Genomic DNA, 18,164 nt, shown 5'->3' with positions numbered 1-18,164 from the left:
CCATCCGGCGGACGAGCAGGACACAATGGATACTGATCGGTAGGTTCTACGAACGCGGGGTCCGAGCAGGGGGCGGTTTCGACATGGAGATCAAGCAGCTCAGATACTTTCTAGTGGTCGCCGAGGAACTGCATTTCGCCCGTTCGGCGGAACGATTGCACGTGGTCCAGGCCGTGGTCAGTCAACAGATTCGAAGACTCGAACACGAGCTGGGTCAGCCGTTGTTCGACCGGTCCAAACGTCAGGTGACACTCACCCCCGCCGGGTGCAGGCTGGTCCCGGAGGCTCATGCAGTGCTCGACGCGGTGGCACACGCCGCGGCGACTGTGCAATCTCGCTCCGATGAGCCGGACGGGCCACCACACCTGCGACTGGGGATAGCTGGAGGCTCGGGCACTCGCGTCGATCTGGTGCTGGACCACCTTGGAACTCAGTTTCCCGATCTGCTCGTCACACTGGAAATCGGGCAGGTGTGGGAGCAACTCGACGCTGTTCGTTCGGGAGCACTCGACGCCGCACTTGTTCGCCTGCCCAGGAACGATCACGATCTGGAGATGACTCCGGCGTGGTTCGACCGGATCGTCGTTGCGATTCCCACGCGCCACCCACTGGCTTCCAAACCCGATCTCACGCTATCTGATCTGGCGGACCTTCCGCTGCGTCTGATTCCGTCCGAGCAGAACCCCGCCTTCGCCGCCACCGTGCTCCGTGCTTGTGCGGACGCCGGGTTCGAGCCGGCCACGGGAATTCCATTCCGAGATCTACAAGCGACAGTGCTCGAACTCGGCTCGGGACCACCATCGTGGACAGCGATGTACGAGGGCTCAGCACAAGCGCTGTCGACCGAACGCGTCACCTTCCGGCCCGTGACCGATCCTGGCATGGCCGTGCAGATGTGGTTGGCGGTACGAGAACGGACCACACTCGTCGACGCCCTGGCCGAAGCGTGCGCCCGCATCTGACCTCCGATTGTTTTTCGTGAACGCTGAGTGCACGAATTGATTCTGGTTCACACCGACGGATCGGCGTTGACTCGTCGTCGTACAGATTCACACCCTCGCGGTGTGACCACACGACGAGATCGGATACGCCGATGTACACGACGATCAACACCCCTGACTCTGATACTCCCATCCAACGCCTCGAAGCCGAAGATCCGAAGCCGGCCGCCGATGAGGCTCTGGTGCAGATCCATTCGTTCTCTGTCAACCGCGGGGAACTCTCCCTCATGGCCGCGAGGGGCCACGGCTGGCGACCCGGCCAGGACATCAGTGGCGTCGTGATCGATGCGGCCGCAGACGGGAGCGGACCCAAAGCAGGCACACCCATTGTCGGAATGGTCGACGGAGCCGGATGGTCCGAACTCGCAGCCGTGCGCACCGACCGAATGGCAGTCCTCCCGGATACGTTGGGCACCAACATCGCTGCCGCTCTACCAATGGCGGGGCTGACCGCGCTACGCACTGTGCGTATGGGTGGCGACCTCCTGGGACGCAAGGTCCTGATCACCGGCGCCAACGGCGGCGTGGGTCGATTTCAGATCCAATTGGCAAGTGCCGCAGGTGCGTCGGTCACAGCGACCACGACAGCCGGCGAGAACGAAGCCAGCGAACTGATCGAACTCGGAGCAACCGAGGTCACTACTACACCGTCGGATGCATCAGGTCCCTTCGATCTGATTATCGAATCAGTTGGCGGCGCAGTACTCGAAGCGGCACTGTCCGTGCTGGCACCCCGTGGCACGCTGGTAATGATCGGCAACAGTTCTGGTAGCAAGGCCGAGCTCGATGTGTTCTCGTTCATGGGTCACGAGGGCGCAACGATCACCAACTACATGTCGTATGCAGTCGCGTACCCCGAACGCGAGGACCTCGAATTGCTCGTGGGCTTGGCCGCCGACGGCCGCCTCGATCCGACACCCGGGTACTGCGTCGACTGGTCGGAACTCACTCATGTCATCGAACTGATGAGGCGACGCGAATTGCCCGGAGGGAAAGCCGTACTCACTATCTCCCACTGAAACTGCATCATCGATCACTCGAGGCCAACACGGTGACATGCCAAACGGTCAGCGGGCACGACCCTTGACGCCGCACTTGCATTTTGCAAGTATCAGGGCATGAGCCTGTTCATCACCTGTCCCGTCGAGAACGTCGAGCGCGCAACGTCCTTCTACACAGCCCTCGGTTGGACGCTGAACCCCGAGATGTCCGACCACAACGTGTCGTGCTTCGCCATCACACCGGGGCAGTACGTCATGCTCGGAAGCCGCGAGATGTATGCGAGCGTGGGTGGCACCGAGGAGCTGATCGGCGGTCCCGACACCCCGTCGAAGGTCACGGTCTCGTTCGACCTCGGTAGTCGCGAGGCGGTCGACGAGCTCACCGAGCGGGCCGGTGCTGCCGGTGGACGCATCGGAGACATCGATGACTACGCCTTCATGTATCAACGTCAGTTCGACGACCTCGACGGCTACCACTACTCGCCGTTCTGGATGAAGCCGGACACCGATACGGCCGAATGAGCGACCTCGCCGCCGCCCTCGACATCGTCGGCGCACGATGGGCACTTCTTATTGTCGAGCGACTGCTCGAGGAACCGCAACGGTACGGCGATCTGCAGCGCGACCTCGGAGTACCGACGAACATGCTCGCTACCCGGCTGCGCGAACTCGAAGCGGCAGGAGTGTTGACCCGTCTCCCCCTTCGGCACAACACTCGCGCGTACGCGCTGACCGAAAGAGGTCTCGCCCTGCGTGACGCAATTGTCGCACTCGAGCAATGGGGCAAAGAGGCTGCACCACAGGTCAGTTGAGCTCACGCGGTGCGAACACCGTTCGGTCCACGTACACGACGACAGCCCCGCAACTCGGCTGGTTGCGGGGCTGTCGTCGTCGTTGTGTCAGACGTTCAAATCCTCGTCTCGGCGGTTTTTGATGCGCGAGGTCGCGATGAACGAGATCGCCGCCAGGATCATCAGGTAGATCGAGATCGACATCGAGGTACCGGTTCCCTTGAACAACGCCTCGGAGATCGTCGGGACGAAGGCCCCACCGAGCACGGTTCCGATGGCGTAGCCGATGGATGCACCACTGAATCGGACTGCTGCGGGGAACATCTCGGCATACAGCGCCGGCTGTGGTCCGTAGGCGAGACCGAGTCCGACGGCGAAGAGACCGAGGGCCACGTAGATCCACTGCAGCTCACCGGTATCGACGAGCAGGAAGAACGGGATGGCGCACAACACCATCGACGCGTTGCCCAGGTTCATGATGGCGGTCCGGGAGTAGCGGTCGGACAGATACGCACCGAGCAGGGTGAACACACCCCACACGAGAGCCGCGAACAGACTGGCCACCAACACGTCCACACGGGCGAGCCCGTGCTCCCTCGTCGAGTACGCGACGATGAAGCCACCGACGATGATGTAGCCGTTGCCGTTGTTGCCGACGAACGACAGCGCTGCCAGCATGACCTGCTTCTTGTTGGTGCGCCACAGTGCACGAACGGGAGTGTGGTTGCGCTCCTTGCGTTCTGCGAGCTCCTTGAACACCGGAGTCTCTTCGACGCGGCGTCGGATGTAGAAGCCGACCAGGATCAGCACGAAGCTGATGAGGAACGGAATACGCCAGCCCCAGGCCTCGAACTGCTCTTCGCTGAGCAAACCGGTGCACAGTGCCAACGTTCCCACCGCGATGAGCATGCCAAGCGGAACACCCATCTGCGTTGCGGCACCGTAGATTCCGCGCTTGCCCTTCGGGGCGTGCTCGACGGCCATCAATGCCGCGCCGCCCCATTCGCCGCCGGTCGAGAATCCCTGCAGGATGCGCAACACGATCAGGATGATCGGAGCCCAGATGCCGATGGTCGCGTAGGTGGGCAGCAGTCCCATTCCGACGGTGGCCGCGCCCATGAGGGTGAGGGTCGCGATGAGGACCTTCTTGCGACCGATCTTGTCGCCGAAGTACCCCGCGACGATGGCCCCGAGAGGACGGAACACGAAGCTGATACCGATGGTCACGTAGGCGACCAGCTGTCCGGACGAGCCCATGGGCGCGAAGAACAGCTGAGCGAAGATCAACGACGCGGCCTGCGCGTAGATGAAGAAGTCGTACCACTCGACGGTGGTTCCGACCATGCTGGCCATCGCGGCGCGGCGATGCTCACGCGACACCCCGGTGGGCGTCTCGACCTGTGTTGTCATCGACGATCTCGTTTCGTTCGGGCTCCGGCGCTCGTGAGAGCGAGCGACAGTTCGGAGTGACGTGGGGTATGAACAGCGGCGGATTCAGGTAACCGACGAACCGGATAAAACTCACCGTCCATTCGGTCGGTAATTACTGTGACCGGCGCCACCGTAGTTTGTCAAGGTGGTCGCGTGCATAACAAGGGCCTGCCCACACTTCGTCGGAAACTACCGATCGAGACCTCGTGCTTCGTCCGAAACGACGCAGACATCGACAGCGCCGCCCGACATACTCGAATCCATGGCTGCTCCGACCACCCTCGTTCTCCATTCGCCGGTCATCGACGAACTGATGCGCGCCCTCGGTGCCGACGCGGTGTTGACCGACCCGGACATTCTGCAGAGCTTCCGGCACGACGCCGCCGCTCTGTGCGAATCCGCCCTACCCCTGGCGGCAGTGCTACCGAGCACCGAATCGGACGTACAGGCGATCATGAAAATCGCATCGGCACATCGCATTCCCGTGGTACCGCAAGGCGCATTGACCGGCCTGGCGGGAGCCGCGAACGCCAGCGTCGGAGCCGTTGCCCTCAACACCCGGCGGATGAACAAGATCGTCGGGTTGGACGTCGTCAACCGCACCGCCGTCGTGCAACCCGGTGTCACGAACAAAGAGCTGAAAGATGCTGCCCTGCAGCAGGGATTGACGTACCTCCCCGACCCGTCCAGCTGGGAGGCGTCGACCATCGGCGGCAACATCGCCACCAACGCCGGCGGTCTGTGCTGCGTGAAATACGGCGTCACAGCACGGTTCGTCCGTGGTCTGCGCGTCGTACTCGCCGACGGGCGCGCCACGTTCGTCGGTCGACGCACTGTCAAAGGCGTGGCCGGGCTTTCCCTGGCCGAACTGTTCGTCGGATCCGAAGGCACACTCGGAATCATCACCGAAGCAACCGTAGGACTCGACTTTCCGGCTGCCACTCCGCTGACTATGGCCGCGACCTTCCCGTCGACTGTCGCGGCCGGTGAAGCGGTGACGCAGATCCGGGCCGCCGGTATCACTCCGAGCCTGTTCGAGTTGCTGGACCGCACCACCATCGCCGCGATCGACGCCTACGCCCGGATGGACTTCGGCACCGACGCCGCGGCCGTGCTGATCGCTCAGTCCGATATCGGCGCAGGCTCTGTGCAGGAGCTCGAAGCCATCGCCGCACTGTGCACCGCAGCCGGGGCAACCGATGTGGCCGTTGCCGAGGACGAGGTCGAATCGGAGCAGCTCGTGCAGGCCCGTCGACTGGCGTACCCCGCACTCGAGCGTCTCGGCTCACCGTTGGTCGACGATGTGTCCGTTCCTATTTCGCAGCTCGCCGCGATGATCGACGAGGTCGGACGCATCGCCGAGCGCATCGGCATCGTCATCGGCGTCGTCGGCCACGCAGGGGACGGCAACATCCATCCGACGGTCATCGTCGACCCGATGGACCCTTCATCGTTGGCCAAGGCACACCGCGCGTTCGACGAGATCGCGGCTTTCGCCCTCTCGCTGGGCGGGACCATTACCGGTGAGCACGGCGTCGGCCTGCTCAAACGCGATCTTCTCGAGACCGAACTCGATTCTGTTGCAGCGGAACTGCAGCGCGGCATCAAGGAACTACTCGACCCGCATTACCTGCTCAACCCAGGGAAGGTCCTCACCGTCCGGCCCTGAGCCGCAGCGACATCCACACCAGCAACCGAGTGTCCACGTCGTCGAGATCGAGACCGAACAACTCCTTGGTACGCCGGAGTCGGTAGCGAAAGGTATTCGGGTGCAGGTACAGCGACGCAGACGCGGCAGCGACGTTGGACTCGTGCGCCAACAACGCCAGCACCGTCGCGGCGTATTCCGTACCTTCCGAGGCATCGCAGGACAGCATCCGTTCGACGGCAGGCAACGCGAGCGACACCTCCGACAGCGCCTCCCCCGCTCTCCGGAGAGTGACCGATACCCGATTCTGCTCGAATGTCGTTGTCTGTGCTCCTGTTTCGATCACGTCGAGTACCCAGTGAGCATGTCTGAGCGCTATCGCTGGACGGGCGTCCGGGCCACCGATCGCGAAGCTCACCGCAGCACCGAAGGCCGTCTCCGCCCGTCGTCGAACCTCCTCTGCCTCCGCAGCGAATGCGCGTTCGTCGTCGGACTCCACCACCAGCAGGACGGTGTTCCCGTCGACGATGCATCCGGAGTCGCCCGCGTTGCCGAACGTGAGCTGCAGCAGACCAGCGAGCTGCACCAACATTTTCTGCGCTCGCGGCGACTCCACTTCTGCGGCCAGAACGGCGTAGTGCTTTCCCGGCGTAGTGACGACCTCGGGATCGGTCAGTAACGCACGCACCCTTGGATTGTCGGAATCGGCCGGATGATGTCGGGCCGACAACAACGGCACTGCAGCTGCGGCCGCACGCGTCAATGCAGCCACTGCCGCAGGGGCCGGCGGACGGATGCCGGCACCGGACGCAATGCACCAGATGGAGCCGAGGTACTCACCGTCGACCGAAACTGCTACTGCCAGACGCGGTAGAGCACCGGCCACATCGACGACGTGAACGGTCGAGCTGCGCCGGAAGTCCGGATCGATGTGATGCACCATGTATCGAGCCGGGACCTGCTTGCCCAGAATGCCGTCGCGTCGCACGTCGTCGATCGGCTGCCCCGGCACCGACGAATACGCCACCACATAGCCCTGCGGATCCATCACCGACACAGCACCACCCACCGCAGTGGCGGTGGTGTCTGCCAGCGCCGACAGGTCTGCAGTGGTCACCGACTCACAGTACTTCCACGCGCCGGATCGCTAGCGCGCTATCGTGCGACTGTCGCCTCGGAATTCGGCGATCAGCTCGTCTCGGCACGTCACCGACACGTCGTAGATACCGTTGCGGCCGAACCTCGCACGCTCGACGGCGTCGGCGACGAGGACGTCACCGACCTTCGTCGGACGGAGGTACCGGATGTCGCATCGGGCAGCGACGGCCGAGTCCTCGTGCGAGTTGCAGGCCATAGCGAACGTCGTATCCGCAAGCAGGAAGACGTATCCGCCGTGTGTGATGGCGTAACCGTTGACCATGTCCTCGGTCACGACCATCGACATTCTCGCGTGACCGGGCGACAGCTCGATCAGTTCGATACCGAGCTTGCGGGACGCGGCGTCGACCTCGAACATCTCCCGCGCAATAGGCGAATCGCTCACGGCTGCAGCACCGAACGCTCGTTCTGGGTGAACATCGTGACGCCACCGGTCGCGAAGTTCCGCAGATCCTTGCCTGCCGCTGTCATCTCGGGCGAAGCCAACCCTGCCTTCAGCGATGCCTCGTCCGCGAAGTACAGACTTGCGATTGCGTAGTAGGGCGGCGGGGACTCGTCGAGCGAGTCGAGCGTGCCCCAGGTGAAGTCGACCAGGCCGGGAACTGCGCGAGCGAGGGGCACGTGCACCTCGGTGTAGTGCCGATCGAAGGCGGCAGGGTCCTCGGGTATTCCGTAACAGACGGCTACTCGCACGCTCATGACGCGGCCTCGGGCTTCGCGACCAGAGTGAGTACGTCGTAGGTGGCGACGGGGTCACCGTCCTGGTTGACGACCACTGCGTCCCACCGCACCTCGCCGTAATCGGCACTTTGGCGCGGTGTGATGAGCTTGGCCGTCAACGTGACCGTCAGCGAATCCTCGGCCTTGACCGGCGTCAGGAAGCGCAGGCTGTCGACGCCGAAGTTCGCCAGGACGGGGCCCGGTGCCGGGTCGACGAACAGCCCTGCGGCCAGCGAGACCACCAGGTAGCCGTGCGCCACGATGCCGCCGAACAACGGATTTGCCGCTGCCGCTTCGGGATCGGTGTGCGCGTAGAACGTGTCGCCGGTGAATTCGGCGAAGTGATCGATGTCCGCGCGGGTGACCTGTCGTGGGCCACCGACGATGGTATCGCCCAGTCGCAGTTCGCCGAGGTTCTTGCGGAACGGGTGAACGTCGCCGGTCGTCTGCTTCGCTCCGGTGACCCACTTGTTGCCGATGGCCGTCAGCACGTCCGGGGTTCCCTGGATTGCGGTGCGCTGCATGTGGTGCAGGACGCCGCGGATACCGCCGAGTTCTTCACCACCGCCTGCGCGGCCGGGTCCGCCGTGCACCAGTACCGGTAGCGGCGAACCGTGACCGGTCGATTCCTTCGCGTCCTCGGAGTTCAGGACCAGGATGCGCCCGTGATACGGAGCGGTGCCCAGCACGATCTCGCGCGCGATGGCCGAATCTTTGGTCACCAGAGATGCGACCAGAGAGCCCTTTCCGCGGGCGACGAGGTCGAGCAGGTCTGCGGTGCTGTCGTAACCGATGACGGTGGAGACGGGCCCGAATGCCTCGATCTCGTGCGGTTCGGGTGCGCTCTTGTCGCCGGCCTTCAACAGGACCGGTGCCATGAAGGCACCGGGCCGTGAATCCACGGAGTCGGGATCACCGAAGACGACGGTGGCCGACTTGATCAGTCCACGAATGGATTTGAGGACCTCGTCGCGCTGGTCGATGCTGGCGAGTGCACCCATGGTGACGCCGTCGTCCTGCGGGTCACCGACGACGACCTTGTCGAGCTTGGCCTTGAGCGCCTCGATGACGGGTTCGACCGAGTCCTGCGGCACCAGCACGCGGCGGATGGCCGTGCACTTCTGGCCGGCTTTGGATGTCATCTCGGTGAAGACACCTTTGACGAACAGATCGAACTCCGGATCGCTCTGTGCCACATCGGAACCCAGGATGGACGCGTTGAGAGAATCGGCTTCCGCCGTGAAATGGAGTCCCTCGCCGACGACGTTGGGGTGTGAGCGCAGGGTCGCAGCGGTATCGGCCGATCCGGTGAAGGCCACCGAGTCCTGGCCATCGAGGTGGTCGAGGACACCGCGGGCACTGCCACACAGCAACTGAACCGACCCCTCGGGCAGCAACCCCGACTCGATGATCCGACGGAAGACAAGCTCGGTCAGGTACGCAGTTTGACTGGCGGGCTTGACGATCGAGGGCACGCCCGCGATGAACGCGGGTGCCAGCTTTTCGAGGAAGCCCCAGACGGGGAAGTTGTACGCGTTGATCTGCACGGCGACGCCACGCCGGGAGGTGTAGATGTGCTGACCGAGGAAGGTGCCCTTCTTGCCGAGCTGCTCGATGGCACCGTCGAGGAAGACCGTCTCGTTGGGGAGTTCGCGTCGAGCCTTGCTCGCATAGCTCAGCACAGTTCCGAAACCGCCGTCGATGTCGACGCCGGAATCACGGGTGGTGGCTCCGGTGTGCCGGGAGAGTTGGTAGAACTCCTCTTTGCCGGCCAGCAGCGTCAGGCCCAGTTGCTTGAGCAGGGCTGCACGCTCGTGGAACGTCAGGGCTGCGAGCGCGGGCCCTCCGACGGTCCGGGCGTAGTCGACCATGCCTGCGACGTCGAGACCGCTGGACGACACCCGAGCGATCTCACTGCCGTCGACGGCGCTCAGCAGCGGCGTTCCCTCGTCGGTCGCGGAATACCACGTGCCCTGGGCATAGCTTTCCAGAAGTCTGCTCACAACGCCTCCATTTCACCGTACGTTCGGTCGGTAATTACCATCGCCGCCGAACGCCGAGAAGTCAAGACCAGGAGTGGAGCCTGCGGAACGACCCGGCTGAGCATGCCCTCGCTACGTGCGGCGCAGGCCGTCGAAGGTCAGAGCCACGACGGCGTCGGCCAATTCCTCGACGGATCCGCCGGTGCGCGGGCGGTACCACTCGATGAGCGAGTTGACCGTGCCGAAGACGAGCTTGGACGCCAGTGCCGGGTCGACACCGGGACGCAGGTCGCCCTCCTCGGCGGCGGCGACGACGAGCCCGGTGACGAACGTGTCGAATTCGCGCCTGCGGGCGAGAGCGCGCCGCTCGACGTCGGTGTTGCCCCGCACCCGTAGCAGCAGCGTCACGTAGGGCAGTTCCGCGCACAGGATGTCGACGCTGCGACGCACCAGGTATTCGAGGCGATCGATATACCGCCCGGTGGTCGCCCGATCCTCGGTCGTCACGGCGAACAGTGCGTTGAGAGCCCGCGACAGCGCGAGTTCGAGCAACTCGGACTTGCCCGATACGTGGTGGTAGATCGACGACTTGGTGATACCGAGCCGCTTCGCCAAAATCTCCATGCTGGTGCCGTCGTACCCACGGTCGTTGAAGACCTTGACCGCCACGGCCAAGAGGGAATCCAGGTCGTATCCCGGCCGCCCTGGCTGTCCGGTCTTGCGCGGCGCGCGTGCGGTTGTCATTGCCACATCTTCGCAGTCGGCGGACGATTCCACAGCACCACGGGCAGCAGACCTTGCCAAACGACCGAATGTTCGGTTATTAATGACGCAACCGACGAAGGAGTTTCGAAGTGGGCGAAGTATTTCTCGTGGCCGGCGCACGTACCCCGCACGGGCGCTACGGCGGCGCCCTGGCCTCGGTGCGCCCCGACGATCTCGCCGGGCTGGTCGTGGCCGAGGCGGTCCGCAGAGCGGGCGTACCCGTCGACCGAATCGACGAGGTGATTCTGGGTGCGGCCAACCAGGCAGGCGAGGACAATCGCGATGTGGCCAGAATGGCGGTTCTGCTCGCAGGTCTGCCCCAGTCGGTGCCGGGATACACCGTCAATCGCCTGTGCGCGAGCGGACTGACCGCAGTGGCCAACGCCGCGAGCACCATTCGCAGCGGTGAGGCCGACATCATCGTCGCCGGTGGCGTCGAGTCCATGACGCGCGCGCCATGGGTCATGGCCAAGCCCGGGACGGCGTGGGCCAAGCCCGGCGAGATCTTCGATACCTCCCTCGGCTGGCGATTCACCAACCCGACCTTCGCCTCCCACGACGGGGGGACCGATCCCAAGATCACCCTGTCGATGGGCGAAACCGCCGAAGAGGTCGCGCTCAGCGAGGGCATCACCCGCGCAGAGTCCGACGCCTTCGCCTTCCGCAGTCAGCAGCGTGCCATCGCCGCCCAGGATGCCGGACGCTTCGCCGACGAGATCGTGCCCGTCACGACCAAGAACGGCGATGTCACCGAGGACGAGACGCCGCGCCGCGGAACCACTCTGGACAAGCTCGGCACCCTGAAGACCGTCTTCCGCAAGGACGGCATCGTCACCGCCGGCACCTCGTCGCCATTCACAGACGGGGCATCGGCATTGGTGGTGGCCTCGGAAGAAGCCGTGAACAAGTATGGCCTCGAGATGCGCGGACGCATCGTCACCAGCGCGAGCGCCGGCATCGCGCCCCACATCATGGGACTCGGGCCGGTCCCGTCCACGCAGAAGGCGCTCACTCGCGCGGGATGGTCGATCGACGACCTCGGTGCCGTCGAACTCAACGAGGCCTTCGCGGCGCAGTCCCTCGGCGTCATCCGCCAGCTGAAGCTCGACGAGAACATCGTCAACGCCGACGGCGGGGCCATCGCCCTCGGCCACCCTCTCGGCTCGTCGGGTGCTCGAATTCTGTTGACGCTGTTGGGCCGGATGGAACGCGAGAAGGCCTCCCGTGGCCTTGCGACACTGTGCGTCGGCGTCGGGCAAGGCGTGTCGATGTTGATCGAGGCACCGTGAACACGCTCATCGTGGAGGAGTCGACGGACCGCGTTGTCGTCACCCTGAATCGCGAGAAGCAACGCAACGCAATCGATTCCGACATGATCGGCGAGCTGCACGAGGTGTGCGCGCTCGTGGAGCAGGATCCCAAGATCGTGATCCTGACCGGAGCAGGCGAGCATTTTGCCGGCGGTGCCGACATCAATCAGTTGCGGGCCCGCACTCGCGACGACGCACTGCGCGGCATCAACCGAAACCTGTTCGATCGCATCGCCGCACTCCCCCTGCCCACGATCGCCGCGGTGCGCGGATACGCGCTCGGCGGCGGAGCCGAACTGTCCTACGCCTGCGACATCCGCATCGCGTCGCCGACGGCCGTGTTCGGCAATCCCGAACCGGGACTGGGCATCATGGCTGCCGCCGGGGCCAGCTACCGGTTGCCGACGCTGGTGGGCGTCTCCGTCGCGAAGCAGGTACTTCTCGGTGGCCGGACACTCGACGCAGAGGTGGCACTTCGGTGCGGCCTGGTGCTGGACGTCGTCGACGAGCCGTTGACTGCAGCGCATTCACTCGCGGATCGCATTGCGAGACAGGCACCACTGGCCCTGAAGCTGACGAAAAAGATTCTCGATGCACCCGGTTCGCACCCGTGGGCCGACGACATCGCGCAGGCTGTTCTGTTCGAGACCGAAGACAAACAACGCCGCATGACGGCATTTCTGGAGAAGAAGAAATGACAGCTCCCCGCTCAGTTGGTGTCGTTGGTGGCGGACGGATGGGTGCAGGTATTGCCCAGGTGTTCGCGGCCCTCGGCTCGACCGTCGTCATCGCCGAAGCAGCCGACCAGACTGCAGCCCTCGGACGAGTCTCGACCGGACTGGACCGGGCGCACGAGCGCGGGAAACTCAGCGAGGACCCCGCTGCGATTCTCGCCCGGGTCTCCACCGTCGCCGGCCCCGCGGATCTTCCTGCCGACCTGGACCTGGTGGTCGAGGCCGTTCCCGAGATCCCGTCGCTCAAGGTCGAGGTACTGGCTCTCGTCGACAAGATCGCCGGGCCCAACACGGTCATCGCGTCGAACACGAGCTCGATCTCCATCGCGGAACTCGGCGCGGCACTGAGTGATCCGAGCCGCTTTCTCGGGATGCACTTCTTCAACCCGGTTCCGGCGTCGACCCTCGTCGAGATCGTGCGCGCTCCGGCGACCTCTGCGGACGTGGTCGAGCGAGTACAGCAGTGGGTGTCACTGCTCGGCAAAACCGAAGTGCTCGTCAACGACTCCCCCGGGTTCGCTACCTCCCGGCTCGGCGTGTGCCTCGGACTCGAGGCCATCCGGATGCTGGAGGAAGGCGTCGCCGACGCCGAATCGATCGACCGCGCCATGGAACTCGGCTACAAGCATCCGATGGGTCCGTTGCGGTCCACCGACCTCGTCGGGTTGGACGTTCGGCTCGCCATCGCAGAACACCTGGCGTCGACCCTCGGCGACAGGTTCACTCCCCCGCAGTTGTTGCGAGACATGGTTGCTCGCGGCGACATCGGACGCAAGTCCGGTCGCGGCTTTCACGATTGGACGAACGCATGACGGTACGGTTCGACGTCACCGACGGCCTGGCGACCATCACCCTCGCGCGCTCCGAGGCACACAACGCCCTCGACGTCATGACGAAAGTCGGCCTGATGTCTGCAGTGCAGAACGCCGCCGCACCCAGCGTGCGCGCGGTGCTCATCACCGCGGAGGGCAAGAACTTCTGCGTCGGCCAGGACCTCGGCGAGCACGTCACCGCGCTCGAAGCCGACCCGGCCACGGCGATGGATACCGTCGGCGAGCATTACAACCCGGTCATCCGAGGGCTCGCAGCGCTCGAGGTGCCGATCGTCGTGGCCATCCCCGGCGCGTGTGTCGGTGCGGGTCTCGGGATCGCACTCGCCGGAGACATCCGCGTCGCCGGCACCAAGTCGTCGTTCGCCACGGCGTTCACCGGCATCGGATTGGCCAGCGACTCGGGGTTGAGCTACACGCTGGTCGACGCACTGGGAGCGAGCCGGGCCGCGGGACTGATGCTGCTCGGAGACAAGGTCACCGCCGCGCAGGCTCTCGACTGGGGTCTGGTGCATCGCGTCGTCGACGATGCCGACGTTCTCGAGACCGCGCGCACGCTGGCCACAACGCTCGCTGCGGGACCCACCCTGGCGTACAAGCAGGTCAAGTCGCTGATCGCGCGGTCCGGACTGTCCGACGCCCTGGACCGCGAGGCGCAGGCGCAGACCGCCCTCGGCCAGACCGCCGACCACAAGGCCGCCGTCGATGCTTTCCTCGCGAAGAAGGGAGCCTCCTTCGTCGGCAGGTGAGCGGGAGTGGAGCCTGCGGAACGACCCATGTGAGCGGGAGTGGAGCCTGCGGAACGACCCATGTGAACAGAAACTCGACCCCTGCTACGAACTTTCACGCACGTGCGGCGAAGCCGCTCTTGTGCCCGGGGTCACTTCGATGCATACTGGTTACCAACCGATCATTCGGTAATGAAAGTAGGACTTATGACCACGTCAAACACCCTGTCCACCGAGACGCTGCAGGACGGGTTCGACGAGACCATTGCCCACGAGCAGCGCGTCGAGCCCCGCGACTGGATGCCCGACGGCTACCGCAAGTCGCTCATCCGCCAGATCGCCCAGCACGCGCACTCCGAAATCATCGGCATGCAGCCGGAGGGCAACTGGCTCACCCGCGCACCGTCGTTGCGCCGCAAGGCGATCCTGATGGCCAAGGTGCAGGACGAGGCCGGTCACGGCCTCTACCTCTATTCCGCTGCCGAAACCCTCGGGGCGGACCGCGCCGACCTGACGGTCAAGCTCATCGAGGGCAAGCAGAAGTACTCCTCGATCTTCAACTACCCCACCCTGACGTACGCCGACGTGGGCACCATCGGCTGGCTCGTCGACGGCGCAGCGATCTGCAACCAGGTTCCGCTGTGTCGCAGCAGTTTCGGGCCGTACGCGCGCGCGATGATCCGCGTCTGCAAAGAGGAATCCTTCCACCAGCGCCAGGGCTACGAATTGCTGGCAACCATGATGCGCGGCACCGACGAACAGCGCGCCATGGTCCAGGAATCCGTCAACCGATGGTGGTGGCCGGCACTGATGATGTTCGGCCCGCCGGACGACGAGTCCCCCAACACCGAGCAGTCCATGAAGTGGGGCATCAAGCGCCACACCAACGACGAACTGCGCCAACGCTTCGTCGACATGTCGATCCCGCAGGCGAAGGCACTCGGAGTCACGTTCCCCGACCCGGACCTGAAGTGGAACGAGGAGCGCAAGTCACACGATTTCGGTGAGCCCGACTGGTCCGAGTTCATGCAGGTGATCAAGGGCAACGGTGCCTCCAACGTCGAGCGCATCGCGAACCGTCGAGCAGCTCACGACGGCGGAGCCTGGGTCCGTGAGGCCGCAACCGCATTCGCCGAAAGGAACGCAGCATCATGACAGAATTCACGGCCGAGGGCGGCCACGGCGCAGTTCCCACCGACAACGTGCCGGTGGAGCCGAAAAGAGAAGCAGTAAAGGCTGATTGGCCGTTGTACGAGGTGTTCCTACGCGGCAAGCGCGGCCTGAACCACGTACACGTCGGATCGCTCCACGCTGCCGACGACCACATGGCCCTGCGGCATGCTCGCGACGTCTACACCCGCCGCAACGAAGGCGTCAGCATCTGGGTGGTTCCGTCCAACTCGATCGTCGCGTCCTCACCGTCGGAGAAGGATCCGTTCTTTGCGCCGAGTGGCGACAAGGTCTACCGCCACCCGACGTTCTACGAGATCCCCGACAACGTTCCCCACATGTGAGACCCACACTCCCAGAGGACAAGCACTCATGACCGATCACGACAGCGCCTACGAGGGCCTCGTCGACGAGGACTCGCACGGGCAGTGGGCATTCGGGACGAGTTTCGACGACCCACTCGCCGGCGTCGATACCACCGTTCCCGACGACGTCGACCTGAAAGCCCTTGCCGCGTACTGCCTCATGCTCGGTGACGATGCGCTGATCAGCTCCCAGCGCCTCGCCGAATGGAGCACTCGCGCACCGGAACTGGAAGAAGAGGTGGCGCTGGCGAACGTCGGCCTCGATCTCCTCGGCCAGGCCCGGCTGCTACTGGCCCGCGCCGCGAAAGCCGATCCGACGGTGGTGCCGTTCATCTCGGACACGTCACCCGCACCCGCCGAGGATGCGCTGGCGTTCTTTCGCGACGAGGCCGACTTCCGCAACGTTCGGCTCACCGAGCTCGACAACGGCGACTTCGCGAAGTCGCTGGTTCGGCTGCTGGTGTTCTCGACGTGGCGGCTCGCCGTCTTCACCCGCCTGCAGGAATCCCGTGATCCCGTCCTTGCCGCAGTTGCGAACAAGGGCGTCAAAGAGCTGACGTACCATCGCGATTACGCGGCACGCTGGGTCGTCACCCTGGGCTGCGGCACGGACGAATCGAAGCGACGCGTCCGCGACGCCGTGACTCGGATCTGGCCGTACGTCTCGGAATTGTTCATCCCGACGGACGAGGAGATCGCACTCGCGAAGGTCGGTGTCGCCGTCGACCCTCGCGATGTTCGCGACGAGTTCGATTCGGTTCTCGCACAGGTGCTGCACGCCGCGGAGCTGGAGGCACCCGAGGGCAAGTCCGTGGGCACCATCGGCGGCCGCGGTGGTCGTCGCGGCATTCACACCGAAGCATTCGGTCCACTGATCGCCGAGATGCAGGTCGTGGCGAGGGCCCATCCGGAGGGAGTCTGGTGACCACACTTCAACGAACCGCACGCGAAATCGCAGCTACCGTCATGGATCCGGAGATGCCGCTGCTCACCCTCGACGACCTCGGCGTCCTGCGCGACGTCGAGGTACGCGAGAACGGCAGCGTGCTCGTCACGATCACTCCGACGTACTCCGGCTGCCCCGCCATGGCGACGATGCGGGACGACATCGCTCACAAGCTTCAGGACCACGGCTACGCGGATGTCGAGATCGTCACCAGCCTGACGCCGGCATGGAGTACCGACTGGATCTCCGAGGAGGGCCTGCGCAAGCTGCGCGAGACCGGCTACTCCACTCCGGGTCCGGCCCCGGAACGTACATCCGGCCCGGTGCCGCTGACCTTGACCGTCAAACCCCGTCAGCTCACCTGCCCGCAGTGCAGCTCGCGCAACACCCGGCTCACGTCCGAGTTCGGCGCCACCCTCTGCAAAGCCCAGTACCGGTGCGACGACTGCCTGGAGCCCTTTGACCACGTGAAGGAAATCTGATGACCGTCACCGCCGAGCCCGTTCAGAAGAATGTACGCAACAAACCTTTTCATTCACTGACCGTTGCCGACGTGGAATCGCTCTGCGACGACGCCGTTGCCGTCACGTTCGACGTCCCGGAAGAATTGCGCGAAGAGTTCGACTTTCGACCGGGCCAGTCACTGATGCTCAGCCGCACCGTCGACGGCGTCGAGCACCGCCGCTCCTACTCCATCTGCGCCCCGGCGGGTGCGCGTCCCCGCGTCGGTGTCCGTGAGGTGTCCGACGGTCTGTTCTCCTCCTGGCTCGTTCACGACGTCAAAGCAGGCGACCGCATCGACGTGCAGGGCCCGAGCGGCACCTTTCACGCCGATCCGGCCCAGGCCGGCAGGCACGTGCTCATCGCCGCCGGTTCCGGTATCACCCCGATGTTGTCGATTGCGGCGTCCGTTCTGGCGAATCCCGACTCCGAAGTGGTTCTGCTGTACGGCAATCGACGGACGCGAACGGTGATGTTCGCCGAGGAGATCGCCGACCTGAAGGATCAGTACGGCAGTCGATTCGACGTCATTCACGTGCTGTCTCGCGAGCCACGGGAAGTCGAATTGTTCAGCGGCAGGCTCGATGCCGGCCGGCTACGCGAGATACTCGACACCGTCGTCGCAACCCCGGACATCGACCACTTCTGGTTGTGCGGTCCGTTCGGGATGGTGAACGATGCCCAGGACGTTCTGAAGGAACTCGGCGTCGCGAAGAGCAGCATTCACCACGAACTGTTCTACGTCGACGACGTACCGCCGCCGCAGGAGCAGCACCGCGAGCCCGGTATCACCGGCCCCAGCAGTGAGGTCACGATCATCCTCGATGGCCGCGAGGTGAAAGGCGCTTTGCCGCAGGACGAGTCGATTCTCGATTCGGCCGAGCAGCTGCGATCGGACCTCCCCTTCGCATGCAAGGGCGGAGTGTGCGGCACCTGCCGCGCGAAGGTGACCTTCGGAGAGGTCGACATGCGTCGTAACTATGCATTGGAAGACAACGAGGTCGATGCCGGCTTCGTGCTCACCTGCCAAACCTTCCCACTCAGCGACACCGTCACCGTCGACTTCGACGCCTGAGACCACGA

Annotated in this window: 20 protein-coding genes; 14 read left to right on the top strand and 6 right to left on the bottom strand. The window is 64.5% G+C overall.

Annotated elements, in window-relative coordinates; all coding sequences use genetic code 11:
* Window positions 1-83 precede the first annotated feature (83 nt).
* The 4 genes from J2X62_RS16310 (at window position 84) to J2X62_RS16295 (ending at window position 2,814) form a co-directional block, all read left to right on the top strand.
* Window positions 84-962 (top strand): LysR family transcriptional regulator, encoded by an 879-nt coding sequence (locus J2X62_RS16310; protein WP_032367832.1) that lies wholly within the window; start codon window positions 84-86, stop codon window positions 960-962.
* A 131-nt stretch (window positions 963-1,093) separates the two neighbouring features.
* On the top strand, window positions 1,094-2,020 hold the full coding sequence (locus J2X62_RS16305; RefSeq protein ID WP_310181901.1) for a zinc-binding dehydrogenase: 927 nt from the start codon (window positions 1,094-1,096) through the stop codon (window positions 2,018-2,020).
* Between the two features lie 99 nt (window positions 2,021-2,119).
* On the top strand, window positions 2,120-2,524 hold the full coding sequence (locus J2X62_RS16300; protein WP_032367834.1) for a VOC family protein: 405 nt from the start codon (window positions 2,120-2,122) through the stop codon (window positions 2,522-2,524).
* Window positions 2,521-2,814, top strand: coding sequence for a helix-turn-helix domain-containing protein (locus J2X62_RS16295; protein ID WP_032367835.1), 294 nt, complete (start codon window positions 2,521-2,523; stop codon window positions 2,812-2,814). The genes J2X62_RS16300 and J2X62_RS16295 overlap by 4 nt, the downstream gene beginning before the upstream one ends.
* 87 nt (window positions 2,815-2,901) lie before the next feature.
* Here the strand turns inward: J2X62_RS16295 and J2X62_RS16290 are convergent, their stop codons facing one another.
* Window positions 2,902-4,203: an MFS transporter gene (locus tag J2X62_RS16290; protein WP_027494645.1), complete on the bottom strand. Its 1,302-nt coding sequence runs from the start codon at window positions 4,201-4,203 to the stop codon at window positions 2,902-2,904.
* Window positions 4,204-4,486: 283 nt separating this feature from the next.
* Here J2X62_RS16290 and J2X62_RS16285 point away from each other — a divergent pair, with 283 nt between their 5' ends.
* A complete protein-coding gene (locus tag J2X62_RS16285; RefSeq protein ID WP_310181894.1) occupies window positions 4,487-5,893 on the top strand; it encodes an FAD-linked oxidase C-terminal domain-containing protein in 1,407 nt (468 codons plus the stop codon).
* On the opposite strand, the gene J2X62_RS16280 is transcribed toward J2X62_RS16285, so the two are convergent.
* The 5 genes from J2X62_RS16280 to J2X62_RS16260 form a co-directional block, all read right to left on the bottom strand.
* Window positions 5,877-6,989 (bottom strand): helix-turn-helix domain-containing protein, encoded by a 1,113-nt coding sequence (locus tag J2X62_RS16280; RefSeq protein ID WP_310181891.1) that lies wholly within the window; start codon window positions 6,987-6,989, stop codon window positions 5,877-5,879. The two genes, J2X62_RS16285 and J2X62_RS16280, sit on opposite strands and share 17 nt — an antisense overlap.
* A gap of 30 nt (window positions 6,990-7,019) precedes the next feature.
* The gene (gene paaI, locus J2X62_RS16275; RefSeq protein WP_045841663.1) at window positions 7,020-7,388 is read right to left on the bottom strand and encodes a hydroxyphenylacetyl-CoA thioesterase PaaI; all 369 of its coding nucleotides are present in this window, start codon (window positions 7,386-7,388) and stop codon (window positions 7,020-7,022) included.
* A gap of 23 nt (window positions 7,389-7,411) precedes the next feature.
* Window positions 7,412-7,729 carry an EthD family reductase gene (locus tag J2X62_RS16270; protein WP_167325834.1) on the bottom strand — a complete coding sequence of 106 codons (318 nt, stop codon included), beginning with the start codon at window positions 7,727-7,729 and terminating at the stop codon, window positions 7,412-7,414.
* Window positions 7,726-9,753 carry a phenylacetic acid degradation bifunctional protein PaaZ gene (gene paaZ, locus J2X62_RS16265; RefSeq protein WP_310181886.1) on the bottom strand — a complete coding sequence of 676 codons (2,028 nt, stop codon included), beginning with the start codon at window positions 9,751-9,753 and terminating at the stop codon, window positions 7,726-7,728. Before paaZ ends, J2X62_RS16270 begins: the two co-directional genes overlap by 4 nt.
* A 111-nt stretch (window positions 9,754-9,864) precedes the next feature.
* Complete coding sequence (locus tag J2X62_RS16260; protein ID WP_027494651.1) at window positions 9,865-10,476, bottom strand: TetR/AcrR family transcriptional regulator; 612 nt, start codon at window positions 10,474-10,476, stop codon at window positions 9,865-9,867.
* A 110-nt stretch (window positions 10,477-10,586) separates the two neighbouring features.
* On the opposite strand from J2X62_RS16260, the gene J2X62_RS16255 reads away from it, so the two are divergent.
* The 9 genes from J2X62_RS16255 to paaE all read left to right on the top strand — a co-directional run bounded on the left by J2X62_RS16255 (window position 10,587) and on the right by paaE (window position 18,156).
* Window positions 10,587-11,786: a thiolase family protein gene (locus J2X62_RS16255; protein WP_032367841.1), complete on the top strand. Its 1,200-nt coding sequence runs from the start codon at window positions 10,587-10,589 to the stop codon at window positions 11,784-11,786.
* Entirely contained in the window at window positions 11,783-12,505 is a 723-nt protein-coding gene (locus J2X62_RS16250; protein WP_310181881.1) for an enoyl-CoA hydratase/isomerase family protein, read from the top strand. The genes J2X62_RS16255 and J2X62_RS16250 overlap by 4 nt, the downstream gene beginning before the upstream one ends.
* A complete protein-coding gene (locus tag J2X62_RS16245) occupies window positions 12,502-13,353 on the top strand; it encodes a 3-hydroxyacyl-CoA dehydrogenase family protein (RefSeq protein WP_310181879.1) in 852 nt (283 codons plus the stop codon). The genes J2X62_RS16250 and J2X62_RS16245 overlap by 4 nt, the downstream gene beginning before the upstream one ends.
* Window positions 13,350-14,120: an enoyl-CoA hydratase-related protein gene (locus J2X62_RS16240; protein ID WP_057472492.1), complete on the top strand. Its 771-nt coding sequence runs from the start codon at window positions 13,350-13,352 to the stop codon at window positions 14,118-14,120. Before J2X62_RS16245 ends, J2X62_RS16240 begins: the two co-directional genes overlap by 4 nt.
* Window positions 14,121-14,306: 186 nt before the next feature.
* Window positions 14,307-15,254 carry a 1,2-phenylacetyl-CoA epoxidase subunit PaaA gene (gene paaA, locus J2X62_RS16235; RefSeq protein ID WP_027494656.1) on the top strand — a complete coding sequence of 316 codons (948 nt, stop codon included), beginning with the start codon at window positions 14,307-14,309 and terminating at the stop codon, window positions 15,252-15,254.
* Entirely contained in the window at window positions 15,251-15,613 is a 363-nt protein-coding gene (gene paaB / locus J2X62_RS16230; protein ID WP_027494657.1) for a 1,2-phenylacetyl-CoA epoxidase subunit PaaB, read from the top strand. Before paaA ends, paaB begins: the two co-directional genes overlap by 4 nt.
* 28 nt (window positions 15,614-15,641) lie before the next feature.
* Window positions 15,642-16,559: a 1,2-phenylacetyl-CoA epoxidase subunit PaaC gene (gene paaC, locus J2X62_RS16225; protein ID WP_027494658.1), complete on the top strand. Its 918-nt coding sequence runs from the start codon at window positions 15,642-15,644 to the stop codon at window positions 16,557-16,559.
* Window positions 16,560-16,600: 41 nt separating this feature from the next.
* Window positions 16,601-17,062: a 1,2-phenylacetyl-CoA epoxidase subunit PaaD gene (paaD, locus tag J2X62_RS16220; RefSeq protein WP_052055184.1), complete on the top strand. Its 462-nt coding sequence runs from the start codon at window positions 16,601-16,603 to the stop codon at window positions 17,060-17,062.
* Entirely contained in the window at window positions 17,062-18,156 is a 1,095-nt protein-coding gene (gene paaE / locus J2X62_RS16215; RefSeq protein ID WP_094693844.1) for a 1,2-phenylacetyl-CoA epoxidase subunit PaaE, read from the top strand. The genes paaD and paaE overlap by 1 nt, the downstream gene beginning before the upstream one ends.
* The last annotated feature ends 8 nt before the right edge of the window (window positions 18,157-18,164 follow it).

The sequence above is a fragment of the Rhodococcus sp. 3258 genome (assembly GCF_031456475.1).
Lineage (GTDB): Bacteria > Actinomycetota > Actinomycetes > Mycobacteriales > Mycobacteriaceae > Rhodococcoides > Rhodococcoides fascians.
Note: the sequence above shows the minus strand (reverse complement) of the source record. Positions and strands in the feature narration are given on the sequence as shown.

Bases quoted from the DNA above. Each gene is read 5' to 3' on its own strand.
- paaE (WP_094693844.1), top strand. From the start codon at position 17,062: ATGACCGTCACCGCCGAGCCCGTTCAGAAGAATGTACGCAACAAACCT.
- paaB (WP_027494657.1), top strand. From the start codon at position 15,251: ATGACAGAATTCACGGCCGAGGGCGGCCACGGCGCAGTTCCCACCGAC.
- paaC (WP_027494658.1), top strand. From the start codon at position 15,642: ATGACCGATCACGACAGCGCCTACGAGGGCCTCGTCGACGAGGACTCG.
- J2X62_RS16285 (WP_310181894.1), top strand. From the start codon at position 4,487: ATGGCTGCTCCGACCACCCTCGTTCTCCATTCGCCGGTCATCGACGAA.
- J2X62_RS16270 (WP_167325834.1), bottom strand. From the start codon at position 7,729: ATGAGCGTGCGAGTAGCCGTCTGTTACGGAATACCCGAGGACCCTGCC.
- J2X62_RS16240 (WP_057472492.1), top strand. From the start codon at position 13,350: ATGACGGTACGGTTCGACGTCACCGACGGCCTGGCGACCATCACCCTC.
- J2X62_RS16260 (WP_027494651.1), bottom strand. From the start codon at position 10,476: ATGACAACCGCACGCGCGCCGCGCAAGACCGGACAGCCAGGGCGGCCG.
- J2X62_RS16295 (WP_032367835.1), top strand. From the start codon at position 2,521: ATGAGCGACCTCGCCGCCGCCCTCGACATCGTCGGCGCACGATGGGCA.
- J2X62_RS16305 (WP_310181901.1), top strand. From the start codon at position 1,094: ATGTACACGACGATCAACACCCCTGACTCTGATACTCCCATCCAACGC.
- J2X62_RS16290 (WP_027494645.1), bottom strand. From the start codon at position 4,203: ATGACAACACAGGTCGAGACGCCCACCGGGGTGTCGCGTGAGCATCGC.
- J2X62_RS16245 (WP_310181879.1), top strand. From the start codon at position 12,502: ATGACAGCTCCCCGCTCAGTTGGTGTCGTTGGTGGCGGACGGATGGGT.
- paaI (WP_045841663.1), bottom strand. From the start codon at position 7,388: ATGTTCGAGGTCGACGCCGCGTCCCGCAAGCTCGGTATCGAACTGATC.
- J2X62_RS16310 (WP_032367832.1), top strand. From the start codon at position 84: ATGGAGATCAAGCAGCTCAGATACTTTCTAGTGGTCGCCGAGGAACTG.
- paaA (WP_027494656.1), top strand. From the start codon at position 14,307: ATGACCACGTCAAACACCCTGTCCACCGAGACGCTGCAGGACGGGTTC.
- J2X62_RS16300 (WP_032367834.1), top strand. From the start codon at position 2,120: ATGAGCCTGTTCATCACCTGTCCCGTCGAGAACGTCGAGCGCGCAACG.
- paaD (WP_052055184.1), top strand. From the start codon at position 16,601: ATGGATCCGGAGATGCCGCTGCTCACCCTCGACGACCTCGGCGTCCTG.